This is a genomic window from Pontibacter sp. GD7 (genome assembly GCF_058216375.1).
The window spans coordinates 524,739-545,247 of the sequence record NZ_JBYZMP010000002.1 but is presented as its reverse complement, the minus strand read 5'-3'; the positions used below and the strand labels follow the sequence as shown (position 1 = coordinate 545,247).

Genomic DNA, 20,509 nt, shown 5'->3' with positions numbered 1-20,509 from the left:
TGTTGTATGTGGTTTTAGAGCTTAAAGATAATTGATTTCTCACAGTATTTTTAGAACTTGACTTCAAAATTAAAACATTCCGTCATGAATCATAGATTTTTGAGTGTAGTTGGTCTTGCCGTAACGATGGCATTTGCCGGTGGTTGCAGTACCAGCAAACCCTCAGGTAAGTCGGCCGCTGAAGACCAGAGCCTTGGCCGGCCATCTGCTGCTGTAACTGAAACACAGCCGGTGTGGGCCCCTAAAAAACATAGCTTTAATCCATCCCGCACCCTGGAGCACGACCTGCTGCACACTAAGCTTCGGGTTAGCTTTAACTGGGAGAAGCAATATTTGAACGGGCTTGCAGAACTGACGCTTAAGCCATACTTCTATCCGCAAAATAAACTTACCCTCGATGCCAAGGGCATGGATATACATGCGGTAAACCTGATGAAAGGGTACAATGGCACTCCCTTAAAGTATGAGTATGACGGGCAAAAGCTTGTGATAGACCTGGGCAAGACCTATACCCGCACAGAAGAATACACCATAGAGATAGACTACACCGCCAAACCAAACGAGCTGAAGGTGCAGGGTAGCGATGCCATTACGCAAGACAAGGGGCTATACTTTATAAACCCACTGGGAAGCGACCCCTACAAACCAAAGCAGATCTGGACACAGGGCGAAACGGAGTCTAACTCAGCATGGTTCCCAACCATCGACACACCCAACGAGCGGATGACGCAGGAAATCTACATTACAGTAGACCCTAAGTATACCACTTTGTCTAATGGCACTTTCATGTATTCGCGTCAGAACGCCGACGGTACCAAGACAGATTACTGGAAGCAGGAGTTGCCCCATGCGCCATACTTAGCCATGATGGCCATTGGTGAATATGCTGTAGTGAAGGATAAGTGGCGCAATAAGGAAATTGCCTACTACGTGGAGCCTGCTTACAAAAACACAGCCAAAAAGATTTTTGGCAATACACCAGAGATGTTGGAGTTCTTCTCTAAAAAGCTTGGCGTAGAGTATCCATGGTCAAAGTATGCACAAGTGGTAGTACGGGATTTTGTTTCTGGTGCAATGGAGAATACCTCAGCCTCCACGTTTATGGAAGACCTGCAGATGAACGAACGTGAGCTACTGGATAAGCATTGGGATAATATTATTGCGCATGAGCTATTTCACCAGTGGTTCGGCGACTACGTGACAACAGAATCGTGGGCTAACCTGCCTTTGAACGAAGCTTTTGCAAACTACTCTGAATACCTGTGGGCAGAACACAGGTATGGCCCCAATGAGGCTGCCTATTTGCAAATGGATGAGCTGGCGCAGTACCTTGACGAAGCCGAAACTAAGCGAGAGCCACTTATCAGGTATTACTATGGTGATAAAGAGGACATGTTTGACAGCCATTCCTATGCCAAAGGGGGGCGTGTGCTGCATATGTTACGCAAACTGGTGGGCGATGAGGCCTGGTGGGCTTCCCTTAACCGTTACCTGACACAGCACAAGTATACCGCCGTGGAAGTAGCAGAGTTACGCATGGCCTTTGAGGATGTGACAGGCATGGACCTGATGTGGTTTTTCGACCAATGGTTTATGAATCCCGGACACCCCGAGCTTGCTGTAAACCATACTTACCAGAATGGCGTGCTCAGTGTTAAGGTGCAGCAACTCCAGGACACCACATACATGCCTGTTTACCGGTTGCCCTTAAAAGTTGCGGTGTGGTCAAATGGCAATAGGACAGATTATCCTATAGTAATAGACAAGGCAGAGCAAACATTTACCTTCCAGGTAGCAGGCCCGTCACAGTTAGTGGTTTTTGATGCTGAACAGCAATTGCTGGGCACTGTGTCGCATGAAAAATCAAAAGAGGAGCTGGTTTACCAGTTTTATAATGCCGGGATGCTTGCACCAAAGCTGGAGGCCATAGTTAGACTCCAGGATCAACTCACAGATCCTGCGGTGTTGAAGTTACTACAGGCTGGTCTTAAAGATGATTATTGGGTCGTAAGAAGTACGTCAATAAACACCTTGAGCCAATTAGATGCTGCCAAAGCAAACCCTGTGCTGGATGATATAAAGAAGTTGGCAGCAAATGATAAAAAGGGATCGGTTAGAGCCGATGCTATACTTACACTGGCAAACTGGGGAGGCGATAAGTATAAACAAGTATACCTGGATGCGATGCAGGATAGTTTCTACACAGTAGCGGCGGCAGGTATTATCGGGTATGCAGGCACTGGTGCGCCTGACGCCATGGCCAGGTTAGCCAAATTCGAAAACGAAAAAGGGGAGGAGGTTACCTTGGCATTGTCTTCTTTCTATGCCGTGCAGGGCAGTCCGGATAAGTATGACTGGTTTGTGAGTAAAATCAGGCAAAGCAAGGGCGGGGCGTTGTATTACCTGTTGCAAAGTTTTGGGGCTTTTTTAGCAGCAAACCCACAAACAAACACCCCAGAAACCATAGCATTATTACGTGGTCTGGCGCAGAACCATAACATTTACTATGTAAGAGGGGCGGCATACCAGGCCTTGATGGTTATGTCGGAGAAGCCGGAAGTGCAACAGATACTGGCGGAAATAAAAGAGAATGAGACAGATAAGCGGTTGTTGGAAATGTATAACTGAGATGGTCAAAAATAAACTTCAGAAAAAAATGAACTTTTTTTTCAAGAATATTTGACATGAAAGAAAAAGCGGTTAATTTTGCATCTCCTTAGAACGAAGAACGCAGGTTTAAGCGGCTGATCTAAGGAGCTAGTTCTGCAGATTTATTGCAAAATTAACTAATGGGGAGATTCCAGAGCGGCCAAATGGGACGGACTGTAACTCCGTTGTTGTAATGACTTCGCAGGTTCGAATCCTGCTCTCCCCACATTTTTTTGCCGGAAAGGCTTTTAGTATTTAAGCGGGAGTAGCTCAGTTGGTAGAGCGATAGCCTTCCAAGCTATAGGCCGCGAGTTCGAACCTCGTCTCCCGCTCTCTCAGGTATGAGGGAGCTGTATTTGTATTTATAGGCTTTTATTTAAGGAATTTCATGCGCATGGATTTCCTTTTTACTATAGGTGCAGATTTAGGTTCCTGAATGGGATCAAGCCGACGTAGCTCAGGGGTAGAGTACTTCCTTGGTAAGGAAGGGGTCGTGGGTTCAATTCCCATCGTTGGCTCTAAGTCCGTTACGTGTAATTAAAAGCGCGACATAAACTTAAACGTTTTAACCTTAATTTAATATCATACAATGGCTAAAGAAACATTTGACCGTTCCAAACCGCACGTAAATATCGGTACTATCGGTCACGTTGACCACGGCAAAACTACTTTGACTGCTGCTATTACAACTGTACTAGCTAAGAAAGGTCTTGCTGCACTTCGTGACTTCTCTTCAATCGACAACGCTCCTGAAGAAAAAGAAAGAGGTATCACTATCAATACATCGCACGTAGAGTACGCTACAGATAACCGTCACTATGCACACGTTGACTGCCCAGGTCACGCTGACTACGTGAAGAACATGGTTACTGGTGCTGCTCAGATGGACGGTGCTATCCTTGTGGTTGCTGCAACTGACGGTCCAATGCCTCAGACTCGTGAGCACATCCTTCTTGCTCGTCAGGTAGGTGTACCTCAGCTTGTGGTATTCATGAACAAAGTTGACATGGTTGACGATCCAGAGCTTCTTGAGCTTGTTGAGATGGAAATCCGTGAGCTTCTTTCTTTCTATGACTTCGACGGTGACAACATTCCGGTTATCAAAGGTTCAGCTCTTGGTGGCTTGAACGGTGACGACAAGTGGGTGAAGACTATCGAGGAGTTAATGGACGCAGTTGACAACTGGATTCCAATTCCAGCTCGTCTGACTGACCTTCCATTCTTGATGCCAGTTGAGGACGTGTTCTCAATCACTGGTCGTGGTACAGTTGCTACTGGCCGTATCGAGCGTGGTGTAATCAACTCTGGTGAGCAGGTTGATATCCTGGGTATGGGTGCTGAGAACCTGAAGTCTACAGTTACTGGTGTGGAGATGTTCCGTAAGATCCTTGACAGAGGTGAAGCTGGTGACAACGTAGGTCTACTTCTTCGTGGTATTGAGAAAACTGATATCCGTCGTGGTATGGTTATCTGTAAGCCAGGTTCAGTTAAGCCTCACACACACTTTAAAGCTGAGGTTTACGTTCTTTCTAAAGAAGAAGGTGGCCGTCACACTCCATTCTTCAACAAATACCGTCCACAGTTCTACTTCAGAACTACAGACGTAACTGGTGAGATTCTACTTCCAGAAGGCGTAGAGATGGTTATGCCAGGTGATAACATCACTATCGAAGTGAAGCTTATCAACGCTGTAGCAATGGAGAAAGGTCTACGTTTCGCTATCCGTGAGGGTGGTAGAACAGTAGGTGCTGGTCAGGTAACTGAAATCCTTGACTAATTACTGATATGATTCAAACCCGTTCTTAAATTTTTTAGGAACGGGTTTGTTTTCATAAAAGATTTATATAAATTTGCACTCCATTTAGCGAAAATGGCGTGCATTTTTTTACGGGTGTAGCTCAATTGGTAGAGTAGCGGTCTCCAAAACCGTTGGCTGGGAGTTCGAGTCTCTCCACCCGTGCAATTAAAAAACAGGAAGCGAAGCAATGAGCAAGGTTACAAACTATATAAACGAGACGGTTGAGGAAATGAAACAGAAAGTTTCATGGCCTACATATTCTGAATTGCAGAATAGCTCAATATTAGTACTTATTGGTTCGCTTATTTTTGCTTTAATCGTTGGTGCTATGGATTTTGTTTTTGATTCAGGCCTGACTTGGTTCTACAACCAGTTTTAATTAAGACAAAGAATGGCTGAATTAAAATGGTATGTGGTGCGCGCAGTAAGCGGGCAGGAAAAGAAAGCTAAAGCTTACCTAGAAAACGAGATTGTAAGGCAGCACCTTGAGGAGTATATTCCTCAGGTTCTCATACCAGCTGAAAAGGTGTATGAGATGCGTGGCGGAAAGAAGCGGATCAGAGAGAGAAACTTTTTCCCGGGTTACGTGCTGGTTAATGCCGATCTTTCTCACGGCGAGGCAGAGCATATTATCATCAGCACGCCTGGTGTAATAGGGTTTTTGGGTTCTAGCGAGAAAGACGCCAGCAAAAAGCCAGTGCCACTTCGTCCTTCAGAGGTTAACAGGATATTAGGTACTGTTGATGAGGCTGAAGAGCAAGCAGAGATCTTGGATACGCCATTTATTGTAGGAGAAACAGTTAAAGTAATGGATGGCCCATTCAGTGGTTTCTCTGGAACAGTAGAGGAAGTGTTTGAAGAGCGTAAGAAGCTTAACGTAATGGTGAAGATTTTCGGAAGAAATACGCCAGTTGAGCTGAATTACATGCAAGTAGAAAAAGAATCGTAGTAAATAAATAATGGCAAAGGAAATAAAAGGTTATCTGAAGCTTCAGATAAAGGGAGGTGCCGCGAATCCATCGCCACCGGTTGGACCTGCACTTGGTTCTAAGGGTCTTAATATCATGGAGTTCTGTAAGCAATTCAACGCTAGAACTCAGGATAAGCCTGGCCAGGTGTTACCAGTATTGATTACAATCTATGCAGACAAGTCCTTCGACTTCGTAGTTAAGACTCCACCTGCTCCAGTATTGTTAATGGATGCTGCTAAAATTAAGGGCGGCTCTAAAGAGCCAAACCGTAACAAAGTAGGTTCAGTTACTTGGGATCAGGTTAAAGAGATTGCAGAAACTAAGATGCCGGATTTAAATGCATTCAAACTGGAATCAGCTATGAAAATGGTAGCCGGTACAGCTAGAAGCATGGGTATCACAGTATCTGGTAAAGCTCCTTGGAACGAATAATTAGAGTTAAAGGATAATGGCGAAGATTTCAAAAAATAGAAAAGCGGCTTTAGAAAAAGCTGACTTGACAAAGGAATATTCTTTGACAGATGCTGCTTCAGTAGTAAAAGATATCACTTTTACAAAGTTTGACGCCTCTGTTGATATCGACGTTCGTCTTGGTGTAGACCCGCGTAAGGCTGACCAGATGGTGCGTGGTATCGTGACATTGCCGCACGGTACAGGTAAAGAAGTTAAAGTACTTGCATTAGTTACCCCTGATAAAGAGCAGGAGGCTAAAGATGCTGGCGCTGATTATGTAGGTCTAGATGATTATATCCAGAAAATCGAAAAAGGATGGACTGATGTTGATGTGATCATTACAATGCCTGCAGTTATGGCTAAAGTAGGTCGTTTAGGTAGAATATTAGGTCCTCGTAACTTAATGCCTAACCCTAAGTCAGGAACTGTTACACAGGACGTAGCAAAAGCAGTAAAAGAAGTAAAAGCCGGTAAGATCGACTTCAAAGTTGATAAATATGGTATTATCCACACGAGCGTAGGAAAAGTTTCTTTCTCAGCTGAGCAGATTGCTGCAAACGCATCTGAAGTAATTCAGACATTGAACCGTTTGAAGCCATCTTCTGCGAAGGGTACATACATTAAGAGCATTACATTGTCTAGCACAATGAGCCCGGCCGTAATCGTTGACAAGAACGCAACTATCTAAGAAAATGACCAGGGAAGAAAAAGAAATAATTGTAAAGGACCTGAGCGAGAAGTTAGCGAACACAAACTACTTCTACATTACTGATGCTTCAACTATGTCAGTTGCTGGTATCAACGCTTTCAGGAGACTTGCATTCGATAGAGGTATCGAATATAAAGTATACAAGAACTCATTAATCAAAAAGGCTCTAGACACACTAGAGGCTGATACAACTGCACTTGAGGGTGTTTTGAAAGGCGCTTCCGGTATCCTGTTCTCAACTGAGTCAGGCAATGCCCCTGCAAAACTTCTTAAGGATTTCAGAAAGAAAGGCAACCAGTTGCCACTTCTGAAAGGCGCGTACATCGATGCTGGTCTATACGTTGGTGATGACCAGTTAGAGGCTCTGACACAGATCAAATCTAAGAACGAGCTTATCGGTGATGTTATTGGTCTACTTCAGTCTCCTGCGAAGAACGTGGTATCTGCACTTCAGAGCAGCGGCGGCAAGTTAGCCGGTATCTTAAAAACTTTATCAGAAAAAGAATAATTCTAAAAACGTAATCAATAAGTAACTTTTAATTTCAATAAAAATGGCAGATTTGAAAGCATTCGCTGAGCAGTTAGTAAACTTAACTGTTAAAGAAGTTAACGAACTAGCTACTATTCTTAAGGATGAGTATGGCATCGAGCCTGCTGCTGCTGCTCCAGTAATGGTTGCTGGTGGTGGTGCTGCTGAAGGAGGAGCTGCTGCAGAAGAGAAAACTTCTTTTGACGTAATCCTTAAGTCAGCTGGTGCTCAGAAACTAGCAGTAGTTAAGCTTGTAAAAGAGCTTACTGGTCTTGGTCTGAAAGAGGCTAAAGAACTAGTTGATGGTGCTCCAAAACCTCTTAAAGAAGGTGTTGCTAAAGACGAAGCAGATTCACTGAAGAAATCTTTAGAAGAAGCTGGTGCTGAAGTGGAGGTTAAATAATCTCATTTCATCAACATACCGAAAACAGGTAGACCTGGCATATTCGTCAGGTCTTTTCCTGTTTGTATACGAATTCATTTTTTGAATTCATTTTTGCCCACAGCTGTTTTGGACTCTGTGTGCCTATAACTGATTGTAAACGTAAAACTTCAAGGCTTTGGCTAAGAACAAAACGACAGATCGAATCAATTTTGCCTCTATAAAGCCGGTAATTGACTACCCTGACTTCCTGGATGTGCAGGTGCAGTCATTCCAAGACTTTTTTCAGTTAGAAACGCCTGCTGAAAATAGAGCTCAAGAAGGCTTGTTCAAAGTGTTTGCTGAGAACTTCCCTATCTCAGATTCAAGAGAAAACTTCGTGTTGGAGTTCATCGATTACCATATCGACCCTCCAAAGTATTCTGTTGATGAAAGCATCGATAGGGGCCTGACTTATTCAGTTCCTCTTAAAGCTAAACTTCGCCTGATCTGTAATGATGAGGACAACGAAGACTTTGAGACAATTGAGCAAGAAGTTTTCCTAGGGAATATCCCATACATGACAGAGAAAGGTTCTTTTGTCATCAACGGTGCCGAGCGTGTTATTGTGTCTCAGTTACACAGATCACCAGGCGTGTTCTTCGCGCAAAGCAAGCACACGAACGGTACTAAATTATATTCTGCCAGAATTATTCCTTTCAAAGGATCTTGGGTTGAATTTGCGACTGACGTTAACAACGTTATGTACGCATACATCGACCGTAAGAAGAAATTCCCAGTTACGACATTGCTACGTGCTATTGGTTATGGCACGGACAAAGATATCTTAGACTTATTTGGTTTATCTGAAGAAGTACCAGCGGATAAGTCTACACTTAAAAACTCAATCGGTAGAAGGCTGGCTGCTCGTGTTCTTAGAACATGGACAGAGGACTTCGTAGACGAGGATACTGGTGAAGTAGTATCAATCGATAGAAATGAGGTACTATTGGAGCGTGACTCTGAGATTACAGCAGATGATATCGACGTTATACTTGACTCAGGCGTTCAGTCTATCATTCTGCACCGTGAGAATGTAAACATTGCAGACTATGCAATCATTTACAACACGCTACAGAAAGACAATTCAAACTCTGAGAAAGAGGCTGTTGAGCAGATTTACCGTCAGTTAAGAAATACTGAGGCTCCAGACGAAGAGACGGCGCGCGATATTATCCAGAAGCTATTCTTCTCTGACAAGCGTTATGACCTGGGTGAAGTTGGTCGTTACAGAATCAACAAGAAGCTGGGTCTGGATACCAATTGGGATGCCAAGGTATTGACAAATGAGGATATCGTGCTGATCGTGAAATACCTGATCGGTTTGATCAACTCAAAAGCTGTAGTGGACGATATTGACCACTTGAGCAACCGCCGTGTGAGAACTGTAGGTGAGCAGCTATATGCTCAGTTCGGTGTTGGTTTGGCACGTATGGCCCGTACGATCAAAGAGCGTATGAACGTACGTGACAATGAAGACTTCAAGCCAGTTGACCTGATCAACGCGCGTACGCTGTCTTCTGTGATCAACTCCTTCTTCGGCACAAACCAGCTTTCTCAGTTCATGGACCAGACTAATCCTCTTGCAGAGGTAACACACAAACGTCGTGTGTCTGCATTAGGTCCGGGCGGTCTTTCAAGAGAGCGTGCAGGTTTCGAGGTACGTGACGTTCACTATACACATTATGGCCGTCTATGTACAATTGAAACTCCTGAAGGCCCGAACATCGGTCTTATCTCGTCTCTGTGTGTGCACGCACGTGTAAACCACATGGGCTTTATCGAAACGCCTTACCGCAAGGTGGTTGAGGGTAAAGTAGAGATGGATGGTACAGTAGAATACCTGACTGCAGAAGAAGAAGATACTCACCACATTGCTCAGGCGAATGCCCTGATAGATGAGAAGGGTAACTTCGTGAATGAAAGAGTAAAAGGAAGGTTTGAAGGTGACTTCCCGGTAGAAGAGCCTAACACCTATACTTATATGGACGTTGCGCCAAACCAGATCGTATCGGTTGCGGCCTCGTTGATCCCATTCCTGGAGCATGACGATGCTAACCGTGCCCTGATGGGTTCAAACATGCAACGTCAGGCAGTACCGCTTCTGAAGCCACAGGCTCCGATAGTGGGTACAGGCCTGGAAAGAAGAGCAGCTATTGACTCAAGAGCACTGGTAATCGCAGAAGGCGAAGGTGAGATTGATTTTGTAGATGCCACAAAGATTGTTGTGAAGTATGATCTGTCTGATGACGAGAAGCTAGTATCGTTTGATGCAGAGTATGTTACTTACAACCTGATCAAGTTCAGAAGAACGAATCAGGATACATGTATCAACCTTACACCTATTGTTAAGAAAGGTGAGCGTGTAACTAAAGGCCAGCCGCTGTGCGAAGGTTATGCAACAAACAATGGCGAGTTAGCCCTTGGCAGAAACCTGCAGGTAGCGTTCATGCCTTGGCAAGGTTATAACTTCGAGGATGCCATCGTTATCTCTGAAAAAGTTGTAAGAGATGACGTGTTCACTTCAATTCACATTGAGGAATTTGAGCTAGAAGTTCGTGAAACGAAGCGAGGTGAAGAAGAATTGACTTCTGAGATCCCTAACGTAAGCGAAGAAGCAGTTCGTAACCTGGATGAAAACGGTATTATCCGTTTAGGTGCTGAAGTTAAAGAAGGTGATATCCTTATCGGTAAGATCACGCCAAAAGGTGAGACTGATCCGACTCCGGAAGAAAAACTTCTGCGTGCCATCTTCGGTGATAAAGCCGGTGATGTGAAGGATGCCTCGCTTAAGGCACCGCCATCACTAAATGGTGTTGTGATCGACACGAAACTGTTCTCAAGACCTAAGAAAGACAAAAACCTACGTGCCAAGTCTAAGAAAGAGGTTGAAGAACTAAAAGTGAAGTATGGCAAAGAGCTGACAGCTATCAAGAATGTGATGGTTGATAAGCTGGTTGCCTTGCTGGAAGGCAAGACTTCACAAGGCATCAGACACAAGTTCGGTGATGAGATCCTTTCAAAAGGTGTTAAATTCTCCAAGAAGAATATCATCGAGGCATTGTTCCCTGAAAAGAACCCATACAAGGACGAAAGTAACTATGCGGTTCCGGAAGAAGTGAACATGTTCAAGGATCTGATTCTTGAGAACTGGACAACTGATGAGAAAACGAACGGCATGCTGGTTGAACTTGTTAAGAACTATAACAAGCGCAGAAATATTGTTTCTGCACACTTTAAGCGTGAGCGTTTCACATTAGAAGTAGGTGACGAATTGCCGGCAGGTATTGTGCAGCTAGCAAAAGTATACATCGCTAAGAAGCGTAAGCTGAAAGTGGGTGACAAGATGGCGGGCCGTCACGGTAACAAGGGTGTTGTTGCAAGAATTGTTCGTGAGGAGGATATGCCGTTCTTAGAAGACGGAACCCCAATGGACATCGTGCTTAACCCACTTGGTGTACCTTCGAGGATGAACATCGGTCAGATCTATGAGACTGTACTTGGATGGGCTGGTCTGAAGTTGGGTAGAACATATGCTACTCCAATTTTTGACGGTGCAACTGAGGAGCAGGTTCAGGCTGAACTGGCTGAGGCTGGGCTTCCAAGCTTCGGACGTTCATACTTGTATGATGGATTGTCAGGCGATCGTTTCGACCAGCCGGTTACAGTAGGTGTGATCTACATGCTGAAACTTGGTCACTTGGTTGACGATAAGATGCACGCACGTTCAATCGGTCCATACTCTCTGATTACGCAGCAGCCACTTGGCGGTAAAGCACAGTTCGGTGGTCAGCGTTTCGGTGAGATGGAGGTGTGGGCACTTGAGGCATTCGGTGCTTCAAACGTACTGCAGGAAATACTTACAGTTAAGTCTGACGACGTGATCGGCCGTGCGAAAGCATACGAGTCGATTGTAAAAGGTGATGTTCTGCCGAAACCAAATATCCCTGAATCTTTCAACGTATTGATTCACGAGCTAAGAGGTCTGGCACTGGAAATCACATTAGAATAGTAAAGTATAAGCTAAGCGCTGAGGCAATTGCCGAAGCGCTTAGCTCGCTTTATACAGATTAGCTGTAAGGCATATTCATTGTATCGACATTATTATAATAATATGGCATTTGCGAAAAATAAAAAGCTAACTCAGGACTTCTCCAAAGTAACGATAAGCCTAGCTTCTCCAGAGTCGATTCTGGAGCGTTCCAACGGTGAGGTTACAAAGCCTGAGACCATCAACTATAGAACCTATAAGCCTGAAATGGGAGGTTTATTCTGCGAAAGAATATTCGGACCCGTTAAGGACTGGGAATGCCACTGCGGAAAGTATAAGAGAATCAGATATAAAGGTATCATCTGCGACCGTTGCGGTGTAGAGGTAACTGAGAAAAAAGTGCGTCGTGAGCGCATGGGCCACATCGAACTGGTTGTTCCTGTAGCGCATATCTGGTACTTCAAATCACTTCCGAACAAAATTGGATATCTGTTAGGCTTACCAACTAAGAAGCTTGACCAGATCATCTATTACGAAAGATATGTAGTAATCCAGCCAGGTATACTTGCCGAAGACGGCGTGAACCAGCTTGACTTCCTGACAGAAGACGAGTACCTGGATATGATTGACAAGCTCCCACGCGAGAACCAAATGTTGGACAACAATGATCCAAACAAGTTTATCGCTAAGATGGGTGCGGAAGCATTACAGATGCTGTTAGAGCGTACGAATCTTGATGACCTGTCATATGAGCTTCGCCATGCTGCAGCACACGAAACTTCACAGCAGCGTAAAGCGGAGGCCCTTAAGCGTCTTCGTGTTGTTGAGGCGTTCCGCGATGCTTCTACAAGAATTGAGAACAGACCTGAGTGGATGATCATCCGCATGGTGCCTGTAATTCCGCCAGAGCTTCGTCCGCTAGTTCCATTGGATGGCGGTCGTTTCGCGACATCTGACTTGAACGACCTTTACAGACGTGTTATTATCCGTAACAACCGTCTGAAGCGTCTTATCGAGATCAAAGCTCCTGAAGTAATCCTTCGTAACGAGAAGCGTATGCTACAGGAAGCGGTAGACTCTCTGTTCGACAACTCACGTAAAGTGAACGCAGTTCGTGCTGAGGGTAACCGCGCGCTTAAGTCACTTTCTGACATGCTGAAAGGTAAGCAGGGACGTTTCCGTCAGAACTTGCTTGGTAAGCGTGTTGACTACTCTGGCCGTTCGGTAATTGTGGTTGGTCCTGAACTGAAGCTGCATGAGTGCGGTCTGCCTAAGAACATGGCGGCCGAGCTTTTCAAGCCGTTCATCATCCGCAAGCTGATCGAAAGAGGTATTGTCAAGACTGTAAAATCAGCAAAGAAAATAGTAGATCGTAAGGACCCAGTAGTTTGGGATATCCTGGAGAATGTGCTGAAAGGCCACCCAGTACTCCTAAACCGTGCCCCTACACTACACAGATTAGGTATTCAGGCATTCCAGCCAAAACTGATCGAAGGTAAGGCAATTCAGTTACACCCACTTGTGTGTACGGCATTCAATGCCGACTTTGACGGTGACCAGATGGCGGTGCACGTTCCACTTGGACCTGCTGCTGTACTGGAGGCGTCTATGCTGATGCTGGCTTCGCACAACATCCTTAACCCTGCGAATGGTGCACCAATTGCGGTACCTTCTCAGGACATGGTACTTGGTTTATACTATGTATCTAAAGGAAAGCGCAGCACAGAAAACGAAAAGATCGCTGGTGAGGGTATGAGCTTCTACTCTGCGGAGGAAGTTATCATCGCCATCAACGAAGGCCGTTTGTCTAAGCAGGCTTACATTAAGGTAAGAACAAAAGTGAAGAATGAGAAAGGCGAACTGGAGATGAAACTCATCGAAACAGTTGCCGGCCGCGTTATCTTTAACCAGTTCGTGCCAGAAGAAGTAGGTTTTGTTGACGAGCTATTAACGAAGAAAAAACTTCAGCAGATCATTTCAAGAGTGTTCAAAGAGACAGGTATGGCTCGTACGGCTCACTTCTTGGATGATATCAAAACACTAGGATTCCAGTCAGCCTACAAAGGCGGTCTGTCAATGGGTCTTGGTGATATCAACATCCCTGCTGAGAAAGACATACTAGTAGAGCAGGCTAAGAAAGAAGTAGATGCTGTATGGCAGAACTACTCAATGGGTCTGATCACTGATAACGAACGTTACAACCAGGTAATTGATATCTGGACTCGTATCAACAACCAGATCACGGAAACGTTGATGCGCCGTCTGGAGAATGACGATCAGGGCTTTAACTCGATCTTCATGATGATGCACTCAGGAGCCCGTGGTTCTAGAGAGCAGATCCGTCAGCTGGGTGGTATGCGTGGTCTGATGGCGAAGCCTCAGAAATCATTGCAGGGTTCAGTAGGTGAAATTATCGAGAACCCGATCCTTTCTAACTTTAAGGAAGGTCTTGATGTAATCGAGTACTTCATCTCAACTCACGGTGCTCGTAAAGGTCTTGCCGATACAGCCCTTAAAACTGCGGACGCAGGTTACCTGACTCGTCGTCTGGTAGACGTTTCGCAGGACGTGATTGTGAACGAAGAGGACTGCGGTACTCTACGTGGCCTGGAAGTAAGCGCACTTAAGGATAACGAGGATATCGTTGAATCCCTGTCAGAGCGTATCCTTGGTCGTGTTACAGTACACGATGTATATGATCCGATCACAAATGATTTGATCGTAGAGTCTGGTGCTGAGATTACGGAGGAAATTGCCCGTGCAATTGAGAACACAGCTATTGAAGCAGTAGAGATACGTTCAGTACTTACATGTGAGTCTAAGCGTGGTATCTGTGCTAAATGCTACGGCCGTAACCTTGCAACCGGTTTCATGGTGCAGAAAGGCGAGGCAGTTGGTGTGATCGCGGCACAGTCAATCGGTGAGCCTGGTACACAGCTGACACTTCGTACATTCCACGTGGGTGGTACAGCATCTAACATTGCGGTAGAGGCAACTATACTTGCTAAGTTCGGCGGTAAGATCGAGTTCGAAGATGTAAGAACAATCGACACTGTAGATAATGAAGGTGAGCCAGTTAAAGTAGTAATGGGACGTTCAGGTGAGGTTAAAGTAGTTGATCCAAACACTGGAAAGCTATTTATCTCTAACCACGTACCTTATGGTTCATTCCTGAATGTGAACGAAGGCCAGATCGTAGAGAAAGGCGATAAGATCTGTCATTGGGATCCATATAATGCGGTTATACTTTCAGAGTTTGATGGTGAGATCAACTACGAGTCAATCATTGAAGGCGTAACTTACCGTGAGGAATCTGATGAGCAGACAGGTTACCGTGAGAAGGTAATTATCGATACAAAAGATAAGACACAAAACCCTGCTATCGTAGTAGTACCGAAGAATGGCGAGTCGAAAGGCTACAACATTCCGGTGGGTGCACACTTGACTGTGGAGAACGGGGAGAAAATCAAAGCAGGTCAGATCCTTGCTAAGATTCCACGTGCAATCGGTAAAACACGAGACATTACAGGTGGTCTTCCACGAGTTACTGAATTATTCGAGGCTCGTAACCCATCTAATCCGGCAGTTGTGTCTGAAATTGATGGTGTAGTTACTTATGGAAGTGTGAAGCGTGGTAACCGCGAAATCTTCATTGAGTCGAAAGACGGTGTGAAGAAGAAGTATATGGTTCCATTATCAAAGCACATTCTGGTACAGGACAATGACTTCGTTCGTGCAGGTATGCCGTTATCTGATGGTGCAATCACACCAACAGATATTCTGAATATTCAGGGACCAGGTGCAGTACAAGAGTACTTGGTAAATGAGATACAGGAAGTATACCGTCTGCAGGGTGTGAAGATCAATGACAAGCACATCGAGGTGGTAGTTCGTCAGATGATGCAGAAAGTTGTTGTTGTTGACGCAGGTGATACAAGCTTCCTGGAGCACCAGGTAGTTGATAAAGTTAACTTCATGGAAGAGAACGACAGAATCATCGACATGAAAGTTGTGGAGGATGCCGGAGACTCAACCAGCCTGAAGCCAGGTCAGATCGTTACAGCCAGAAGACTTCGTGATGAGAACTCAAGCTTGAAGCGTCGTGACCTGAAACTTGTGACAGTGCGTGATGCACAGCCAGCGGTTTCAAGACCAACATTACAAGGTATTACACAAGCATCACTTGGCACACAAAGCTTTATTTCTGCGGCATCGTTCCAGGAAACAACTAAAGTGTTGAGCGAAGCAGCGATAAAAGGTAAAGCTGATGAACTTCTAGGCTTGAAAGAAAACGTGATCGTAGGACACCTGATCCCAGCAGGTACTGGTCTGAGAGAATACCAGAACATGATTGTTGGAAACAAGGAAGAATATGAGTCACTTGTGGAGTCGAAAAAAGCTTCATCCAGAGCTAAACAACAAGAATTACAAAATAGATAATCAAAATGGCGGAAGATCTGCAGAAGCAAAATCAAATAAACATTGAGCTATCGGAAGAAATAGCAGAGGGCGAGTACGCAAACCTGGCTATGATAGCGCATTCAAGCAGTGAGTTTGTAATTGACTTTATAAGATTGATGCCAGGATTGCCTAAAGCAAAAGTTAAATCAAGAATTGTTATTACCCCAGAGCATGCCAAAAGATTATTGGCAGCTCTGGCGGATAATATCAATAAGTTTGAAGCGAGTTTTGGAGATATTAAGCAATCACAGGAAGCTCCTTCTTTCCCGATGAACTTCGGTGGAACGGTAGGGGAAGCATAAGGTGCTAATAATTAATGGATTAAAATTTTGAATTTGCAAAGTGATTTTCCTACCTTTGCAGACCAAATTTTAGAGTGGAAAAATATCTATAATTAACAAATTATAAATGCCTACTATACAGCAATTAGTAAGAAAGGGAAGAGAGAAATTAACTTCGAAGTCGAAGTCTCCAGCCCTAGATTCATGCCCACAGCGTCGTGGCGTATGTACAAGAGTATATACTACAACGCCAAAGAAGCCTAACTCAGCTATGCGTAAGGTAGCCAGGGTGAGACTTACAAACGGTAAAGAAGTTAACGCCTACATCCCAGGTGAAGGTCACAACCTTCAGGAGCACTCAATTGTGCTTATCAGAGGTGGTAGAGTGAAAGACCTTCCTGGTGTACGTTACCACATCGTACGTGGTGCTCTGGATACTGCAGGTGTAAACGGACGTCTTCAGTCACGTTCTAAGTATGGTGCTAAGAGACCAAAACCAGGTCAGGCTCCAGCTGCTGCAGGCAAAGGTGGAAAGAAAAAATAATTCATAGAGTATAAATACAATGAGAAAAGCAAAGCCTAAAAGTAGAGTTCTCCTCCCTGATCCAAAGTACAAAGAGACATTGGTAACACGCTTTGTTAACTATATGATGGTTGACGGTAAGAAAAGTGTTGCTTATGGTATCTTCTACGACGCTGTAGAACTAGTAGAGCAAAGAACAAAAGAGAACGGCCTAGAAACTTGGAAGAAGGCATTGAACAACATCATGCCAAGTGTCGAAGTTAAAAGCCGCAGGGTAGGTGGTGCTACTTTCCAAGTGCCGACTGAGGTTCGTCCGGACCGCAGAGTATCTCTTGGTATCAAATGGATGATATCATACGCTCGCAAGAGAGGTGAGAAAACAATGAAAGACAGATTAGCAGGCGAGATCATCGCAGCTGCTAAGGGTGAAGGTGCTGCCGTTAAGAAAAAAGACGACACGCACAGAATGGCAGAAGCAAACAAAGCATTCTCACACTTTAGATTTTAATAATGGCTAGAGACTTAAAATATACCAGAAACATTGGTATTGCCGCTCACATTGATGCCGGTAAAACCACTACAACAGAACGTATACTTTATTACGCCGGAAAGTCGCACAAGATAGGTGAGGTACACGAAGGTGCTGCCACTATGGACTGGATGGAGCAGGAGCAGGAGCGTGGTATTACTATTACCTCAGCGGCTACTACAGTAAACTGGCCATACAGAGGCAATGATTACCATATTAACATTATTGATACACCTGGTCACGTAGACTTTACTGTAGAAGTAAACCGCTCTTTGCGTGTACTAGATGGTCTTGTGTTTTTATTCAGTGCAGTTGATGGTGTAGAGCCTCAGTCTGAGACTAACTGGCGCCTAGCTGATAACTATAAAGTTGCACGTATCGGTTTCGTTAACAAGATGGACCGCTCTGGTGCTGACTTCTTAGCAGTATGTAAGCAGGTTAAAGAAATGTTGGGTAGCAACGCAGTTGCCCTTCAGCTGCCGATCGGTGCTGAAGATAACTTCAAAGGCGTTGTTGACCTTGTGAATTTCCGTGGTATTATCTGGAACGAAGAAGATAAAGGTATGACCTTTACAGAAGTTCCAATTCCTGATGATATGATGGAAGAAGCTGAAGAGTACAGAGAGAAGCTTCTTGAGGCGGTAGCTGAGTATGATGAGACCCTGATGGAGAAATACTTCGAGGATCCAAACTCAATCACTGAAGATGAAATTCTTGCCGCTCTTCGTGCTGCAACTATTGATATGGCAATTGTACCAATGCTTTGCGGTTCTTCATTCAAGAACAAAGGTGTTCAGACAATGCTTGATTATGTGATGGCACTTTGCCCATCTCCTCTTGATAAAGAAAGCATTAAAGGTACAAACCCTGATACAGGCGAAGAAATAGCTCGTAAGCCAAGTGAAAGCGAGCCATTTGCTGGCCTTGCATTCAAAATTGCTACAGACCCTTATGTAGGTCGTCTGTGTTTCGTGCGTGCATATTCAGGCGTACTTGAGTCAGGCTCTTATATCTTTAATACCCGCTCAAGCAATAAAGAGCGTATTTCTCGTATCTTCCAGATGCACGCTAATAAGCAGAACCAGATCGAAAGACTGGCTGCCGGTGACATCGCAGCTGTTGTAGGCTTCAAAGACATCAAAACTGGTGACACACTTTGCGATCAGAACGCTAAGATCGTACTTGAGTCAATGGAATTCCCTGAACCAGTAATTGGTTACGCGATTGAGCCGAAATCTCAAGCGGACTCTGATAAGATGGGTATGGCTATAGCTAAACTTATTGAAGAAGATCCAACGCTTCAGGTGAATACAGATGAAGAGACTGGGCAGACCATTCTTCGTGGTATGGGTGAACTTCACCTGGAGATCATCATCGACCGTATGAAGCGTGAATTTAAGGTAGAACTGAACCAGGGTGCTCCACAGGTTGCTTACAAAGAAACAATCACGAAGACAGTTGAGCACAGAGAAGTGTTCAAGAAGCAGTCTGGTGGTCGTGGTAAGTTCGCCGATATCGTGTTCACAATGGGTCCACGTGAGGATGGCAAGCCAGGTCTGGAGTTCGAAAACGCAATTGTTGGTGGCGTGATTCCAAAAGAATTCATCCCGGCTATTCAGAAAGGTTTCGAAGAGGCTATGAAGAACGGTATCCTTGCAGGCTTCCCAGTGGATGGCATGAAGGTGCGTCTGTTCCATGGTTCATTCCACGATGTAGACTCTGATTCACTATCATTCGAATTAGCTGCTCGTCAAGGTTTCAAAGAAGCAGGTAAGCAGTGTGCTCCAAGACTTCTTGAGCCAATCATGGCAGTTGACGTGGTTACTCCGGATGAGTACACAGGTCCGGTTACAGGTGACTTGAACAGAAGAAGAGGTATCATGAAAGGTATGGATACGAAAGGTGCATCGACAGTTGTGAAAGCTGATGTTCCTCTGTCTGAACTATTCGGATATGTAACAGACCTTCGTACTATTACTTCAGGTAGAGCAACTGCCTCTCTTACTTTCTCTCATTATGAGCAAGTACCACAAAACTTGGCTGACGCCATTGTTGCTAAAATTAAAGGAACAGCAGCTAAATAATCAAGTATAGAAATGAATCAGAAAATAAGAATAAAGCTTAAGTCTTACGATCACAACTTAGTAGATAAGTCATCTGAGAAGATTGTGAAAGCAGTAAAAGCAACTGGCGCAATCGTAAGCGGTCCTATTCCTTTACCAACAGAGAAGGATAAATTCACAGTGCTACGCTCACCACACGTAAACAAGAAGTCACGTGAGCAGTTTCAGCTTTGCACTTACAAAAGACTAGTAGACATTTACTCTACAAGCTCTAAGACAGTAGACGCACTGATGAAGCTTGAGCTTCCAAGCGGCGTTGATGTTGAGATCAAAGTTTGATAAAGTAACAGATCATAAAAAAAGGGAGTCGAGAGGCTCCCTTTTTTTATTTCACACTGATAATAAATAATTTAGAAAAGGTTTGTTAAAAAAGTTTAAAAATCATTAACTTTGCACTCCCTTAGCAAAAACTGAGGGGTAGTATTGTTGTATCCATCTTTAAAAACAAGTTGAATGCCTGGAATTATCGGTAAAAAAATCGGAATGACAAGCCTCTTCACATCAGATGGTAAATACACACCAGTAACGCTTATTCAAGCTGGTCCGTGTGTAGTTACTCAGGTGAAGACAGTCGAGACTGATGGCTATGAAGCTGTACAGCTTGGCTATGGCGAGAAAAAGCTTAAGAGAGTAACGAAAGCGGAAGCTGGACATTACAAAAAAGCGAACACTTCTGCGAAGAAGAAAGTGGCAGAGTTTGATGTTGAAGGTTCATCATTTAATCTTGGTGACACTGTAGATGTAAATCTGTTTGTAGAAGGAGAGTTTGTTGATGTAGTAGGAACATCGAAAGGTAAAGGCTTTCAAGGTGTTGTAAAGCGTCACAACTTTGCTGGTGTGGGTGGCCAAACTCACGGTCAGCACAACAGGGCAAGACACCCTGGTTCTATTGGTGCCTGCTCATGGCCATCACGAGTATTCAAAGGAATGCGAATGGCTGGTAGAATGGGCGGCAACAGAGTTAAGATCCAAAACTTAACTGTAGTTCGTGTGATAGCAGACAAAAACCTGCTAGTTGTTAGTGGCTCTGTACCAGGTGCCAAAAATTCTTACGTGTTAATTGAGAAGTAA

At 44.4% G+C, this 20,509-nt stretch carries 16 protein-coding genes and 4 tRNA genes; all 20 read left to right on the top strand.

Annotation, left to right across the window (positions count from 1 at the left end; genetic code table 11):
- Positions 1-84 precede the first annotated feature (84 nt).
- The 20 genes from AC4BAP_RS05460 (at position 85) to rplC (ending at position 20,509) form a co-directional block, all read left to right on the top strand.
- Positions 85-2,628, top strand: coding sequence for a M1 family aminopeptidase (locus tag AC4BAP_RS05460; RefSeq protein WP_490581604.1), 2,544 nt, complete (start codon positions 85-87; stop codon positions 2,626-2,628).
- A 163-nt stretch (positions 2,629-2,791) separates the two neighbouring features.
- A tRNA-Tyr gene (locus AC4BAP_RS05455) sits at positions 2,792-2,875 on the top strand.
- 33 nt (positions 2,876-2,908) lie between these two features.
- A tRNA-Gly gene (locus AC4BAP_RS05450) sits at positions 2,909-2,981 on the top strand.
- A gap of 114 nt (positions 2,982-3,095) precedes the next feature.
- Positions 3,096-3,167, top strand: a tRNA-Thr gene (locus AC4BAP_RS05445).
- Positions 3,168-3,238: 71 nt separating this feature from the next.
- Positions 3,239-4,426, top strand: a complete 1,188-nt coding sequence (gene tuf / locus AC4BAP_RS05440; protein ID WP_490581603.1) for an elongation factor Tu — start codon at positions 3,239-3,241, stop codon at positions 4,424-4,426.
- A 110-nt stretch (positions 4,427-4,536) separates the two neighbouring features.
- Positions 4,537-4,609 (top strand) — tRNA-Trp (locus tag AC4BAP_RS05435).
- Positions 4,610-4,634: 25 nt separating this feature from the next.
- A complete protein-coding gene (gene secE, locus AC4BAP_RS05430; protein ID WP_490581602.1) occupies positions 4,635-4,826 on the top strand; it encodes a preprotein translocase subunit SecE in 192 nt (63 codons plus the stop codon).
- A 12-nt stretch (positions 4,827-4,838) separates the two neighbouring features.
- Complete coding sequence (gene nusG / locus AC4BAP_RS05425; protein ID WP_490581601.1) at positions 4,839-5,396, top strand: transcription termination/antitermination protein NusG; 558 nt, start codon at positions 4,839-4,841, stop codon at positions 5,394-5,396.
- Between the two features lie 10 nt (positions 5,397-5,406).
- Positions 5,407-5,850: a 50S ribosomal protein L11 gene (gene rplK, locus AC4BAP_RS05420; RefSeq protein WP_187066935.1), complete on the top strand. Its 444-nt coding sequence runs from the start codon at positions 5,407-5,409 to the stop codon at positions 5,848-5,850.
- A gap of 16 nt (positions 5,851-5,866) precedes the next feature.
- Positions 5,867-6,559, top strand: coding sequence for a 50S ribosomal protein L1 (gene rplA, locus AC4BAP_RS05415; protein WP_490581600.1), 693 nt, complete (start codon positions 5,867-5,869; stop codon positions 6,557-6,559).
- Between the two features lie 4 nt (positions 6,560-6,563).
- Positions 6,564-7,088: a 50S ribosomal protein L10 gene (gene rplJ, locus AC4BAP_RS05410; protein ID WP_490581599.1), complete on the top strand. Its 525-nt coding sequence runs from the start codon at positions 6,564-6,566 to the stop codon at positions 7,086-7,088.
- 43 nt (positions 7,089-7,131) lie between these two features.
- Positions 7,132-7,512, top strand: a complete 381-nt coding sequence (gene rplL, locus AC4BAP_RS05405; RefSeq protein ID WP_490581598.1) for a 50S ribosomal protein L7/L12 — start codon at positions 7,132-7,134, stop codon at positions 7,510-7,512.
- A gap of 157 nt (positions 7,513-7,669) precedes the next feature.
- Complete coding sequence (gene rpoB, locus AC4BAP_RS05400) at positions 7,670-11,542, top strand: DNA-directed RNA polymerase subunit beta (RefSeq protein ID WP_490581597.1); 3,873 nt, start codon at positions 7,670-7,672, stop codon at positions 11,540-11,542.
- Positions 11,543-11,644: 102 nt separating this feature from the next.
- The gene (gene rpoC, locus AC4BAP_RS05395) at positions 11,645-15,961 is read left to right on the top strand and encodes a DNA-directed RNA polymerase subunit beta' (RefSeq protein ID WP_490581596.1); all 4,317 of its coding nucleotides are present in this window, start codon (positions 11,645-11,647) and stop codon (positions 15,959-15,961) included.
- Between the two features lie 5 nt (positions 15,962-15,966).
- Positions 15,967-16,284, top strand: coding sequence for a DUF3467 domain-containing protein (locus AC4BAP_RS05390; RefSeq protein ID WP_490581595.1), 318 nt, complete (start codon positions 15,967-15,969; stop codon positions 16,282-16,284).
- A 106-nt stretch (positions 16,285-16,390) separates the two neighbouring features.
- A complete protein-coding gene (rpsL, locus tag AC4BAP_RS05385; protein WP_187066942.1) occupies positions 16,391-16,807 on the top strand; it encodes a 30S ribosomal protein S12 in 417 nt (138 codons plus the stop codon).
- Positions 16,808-16,826: 19 nt separating this feature from the next.
- Complete coding sequence (gene rpsG / locus AC4BAP_RS05380) at positions 16,827-17,294, top strand: 30S ribosomal protein S7 (protein ID WP_490581594.1); 468 nt, start codon at positions 16,827-16,829, stop codon at positions 17,292-17,294.
- Between the two features lie 2 nt (positions 17,295-17,296).
- A complete protein-coding gene (gene fusA, locus AC4BAP_RS05375) occupies positions 17,297-19,399 on the top strand; it encodes an elongation factor G (protein WP_490581593.1) in 2,103 nt (700 codons plus the stop codon).
- 12 nt (positions 19,400-19,411) lie between these two features.
- Positions 19,412-19,717, top strand: a complete 306-nt coding sequence (gene rpsJ, locus AC4BAP_RS05370; RefSeq protein WP_007654312.1) for a 30S ribosomal protein S10 — start codon at positions 19,412-19,414, stop codon at positions 19,715-19,717.
- A gap of 174 nt (positions 19,718-19,891) precedes the next feature.
- Entirely contained in the window at positions 19,892-20,509 is a 618-nt protein-coding gene (rplC, locus tag AC4BAP_RS05365; protein WP_490581592.1) for a 50S ribosomal protein L3, read from the top strand.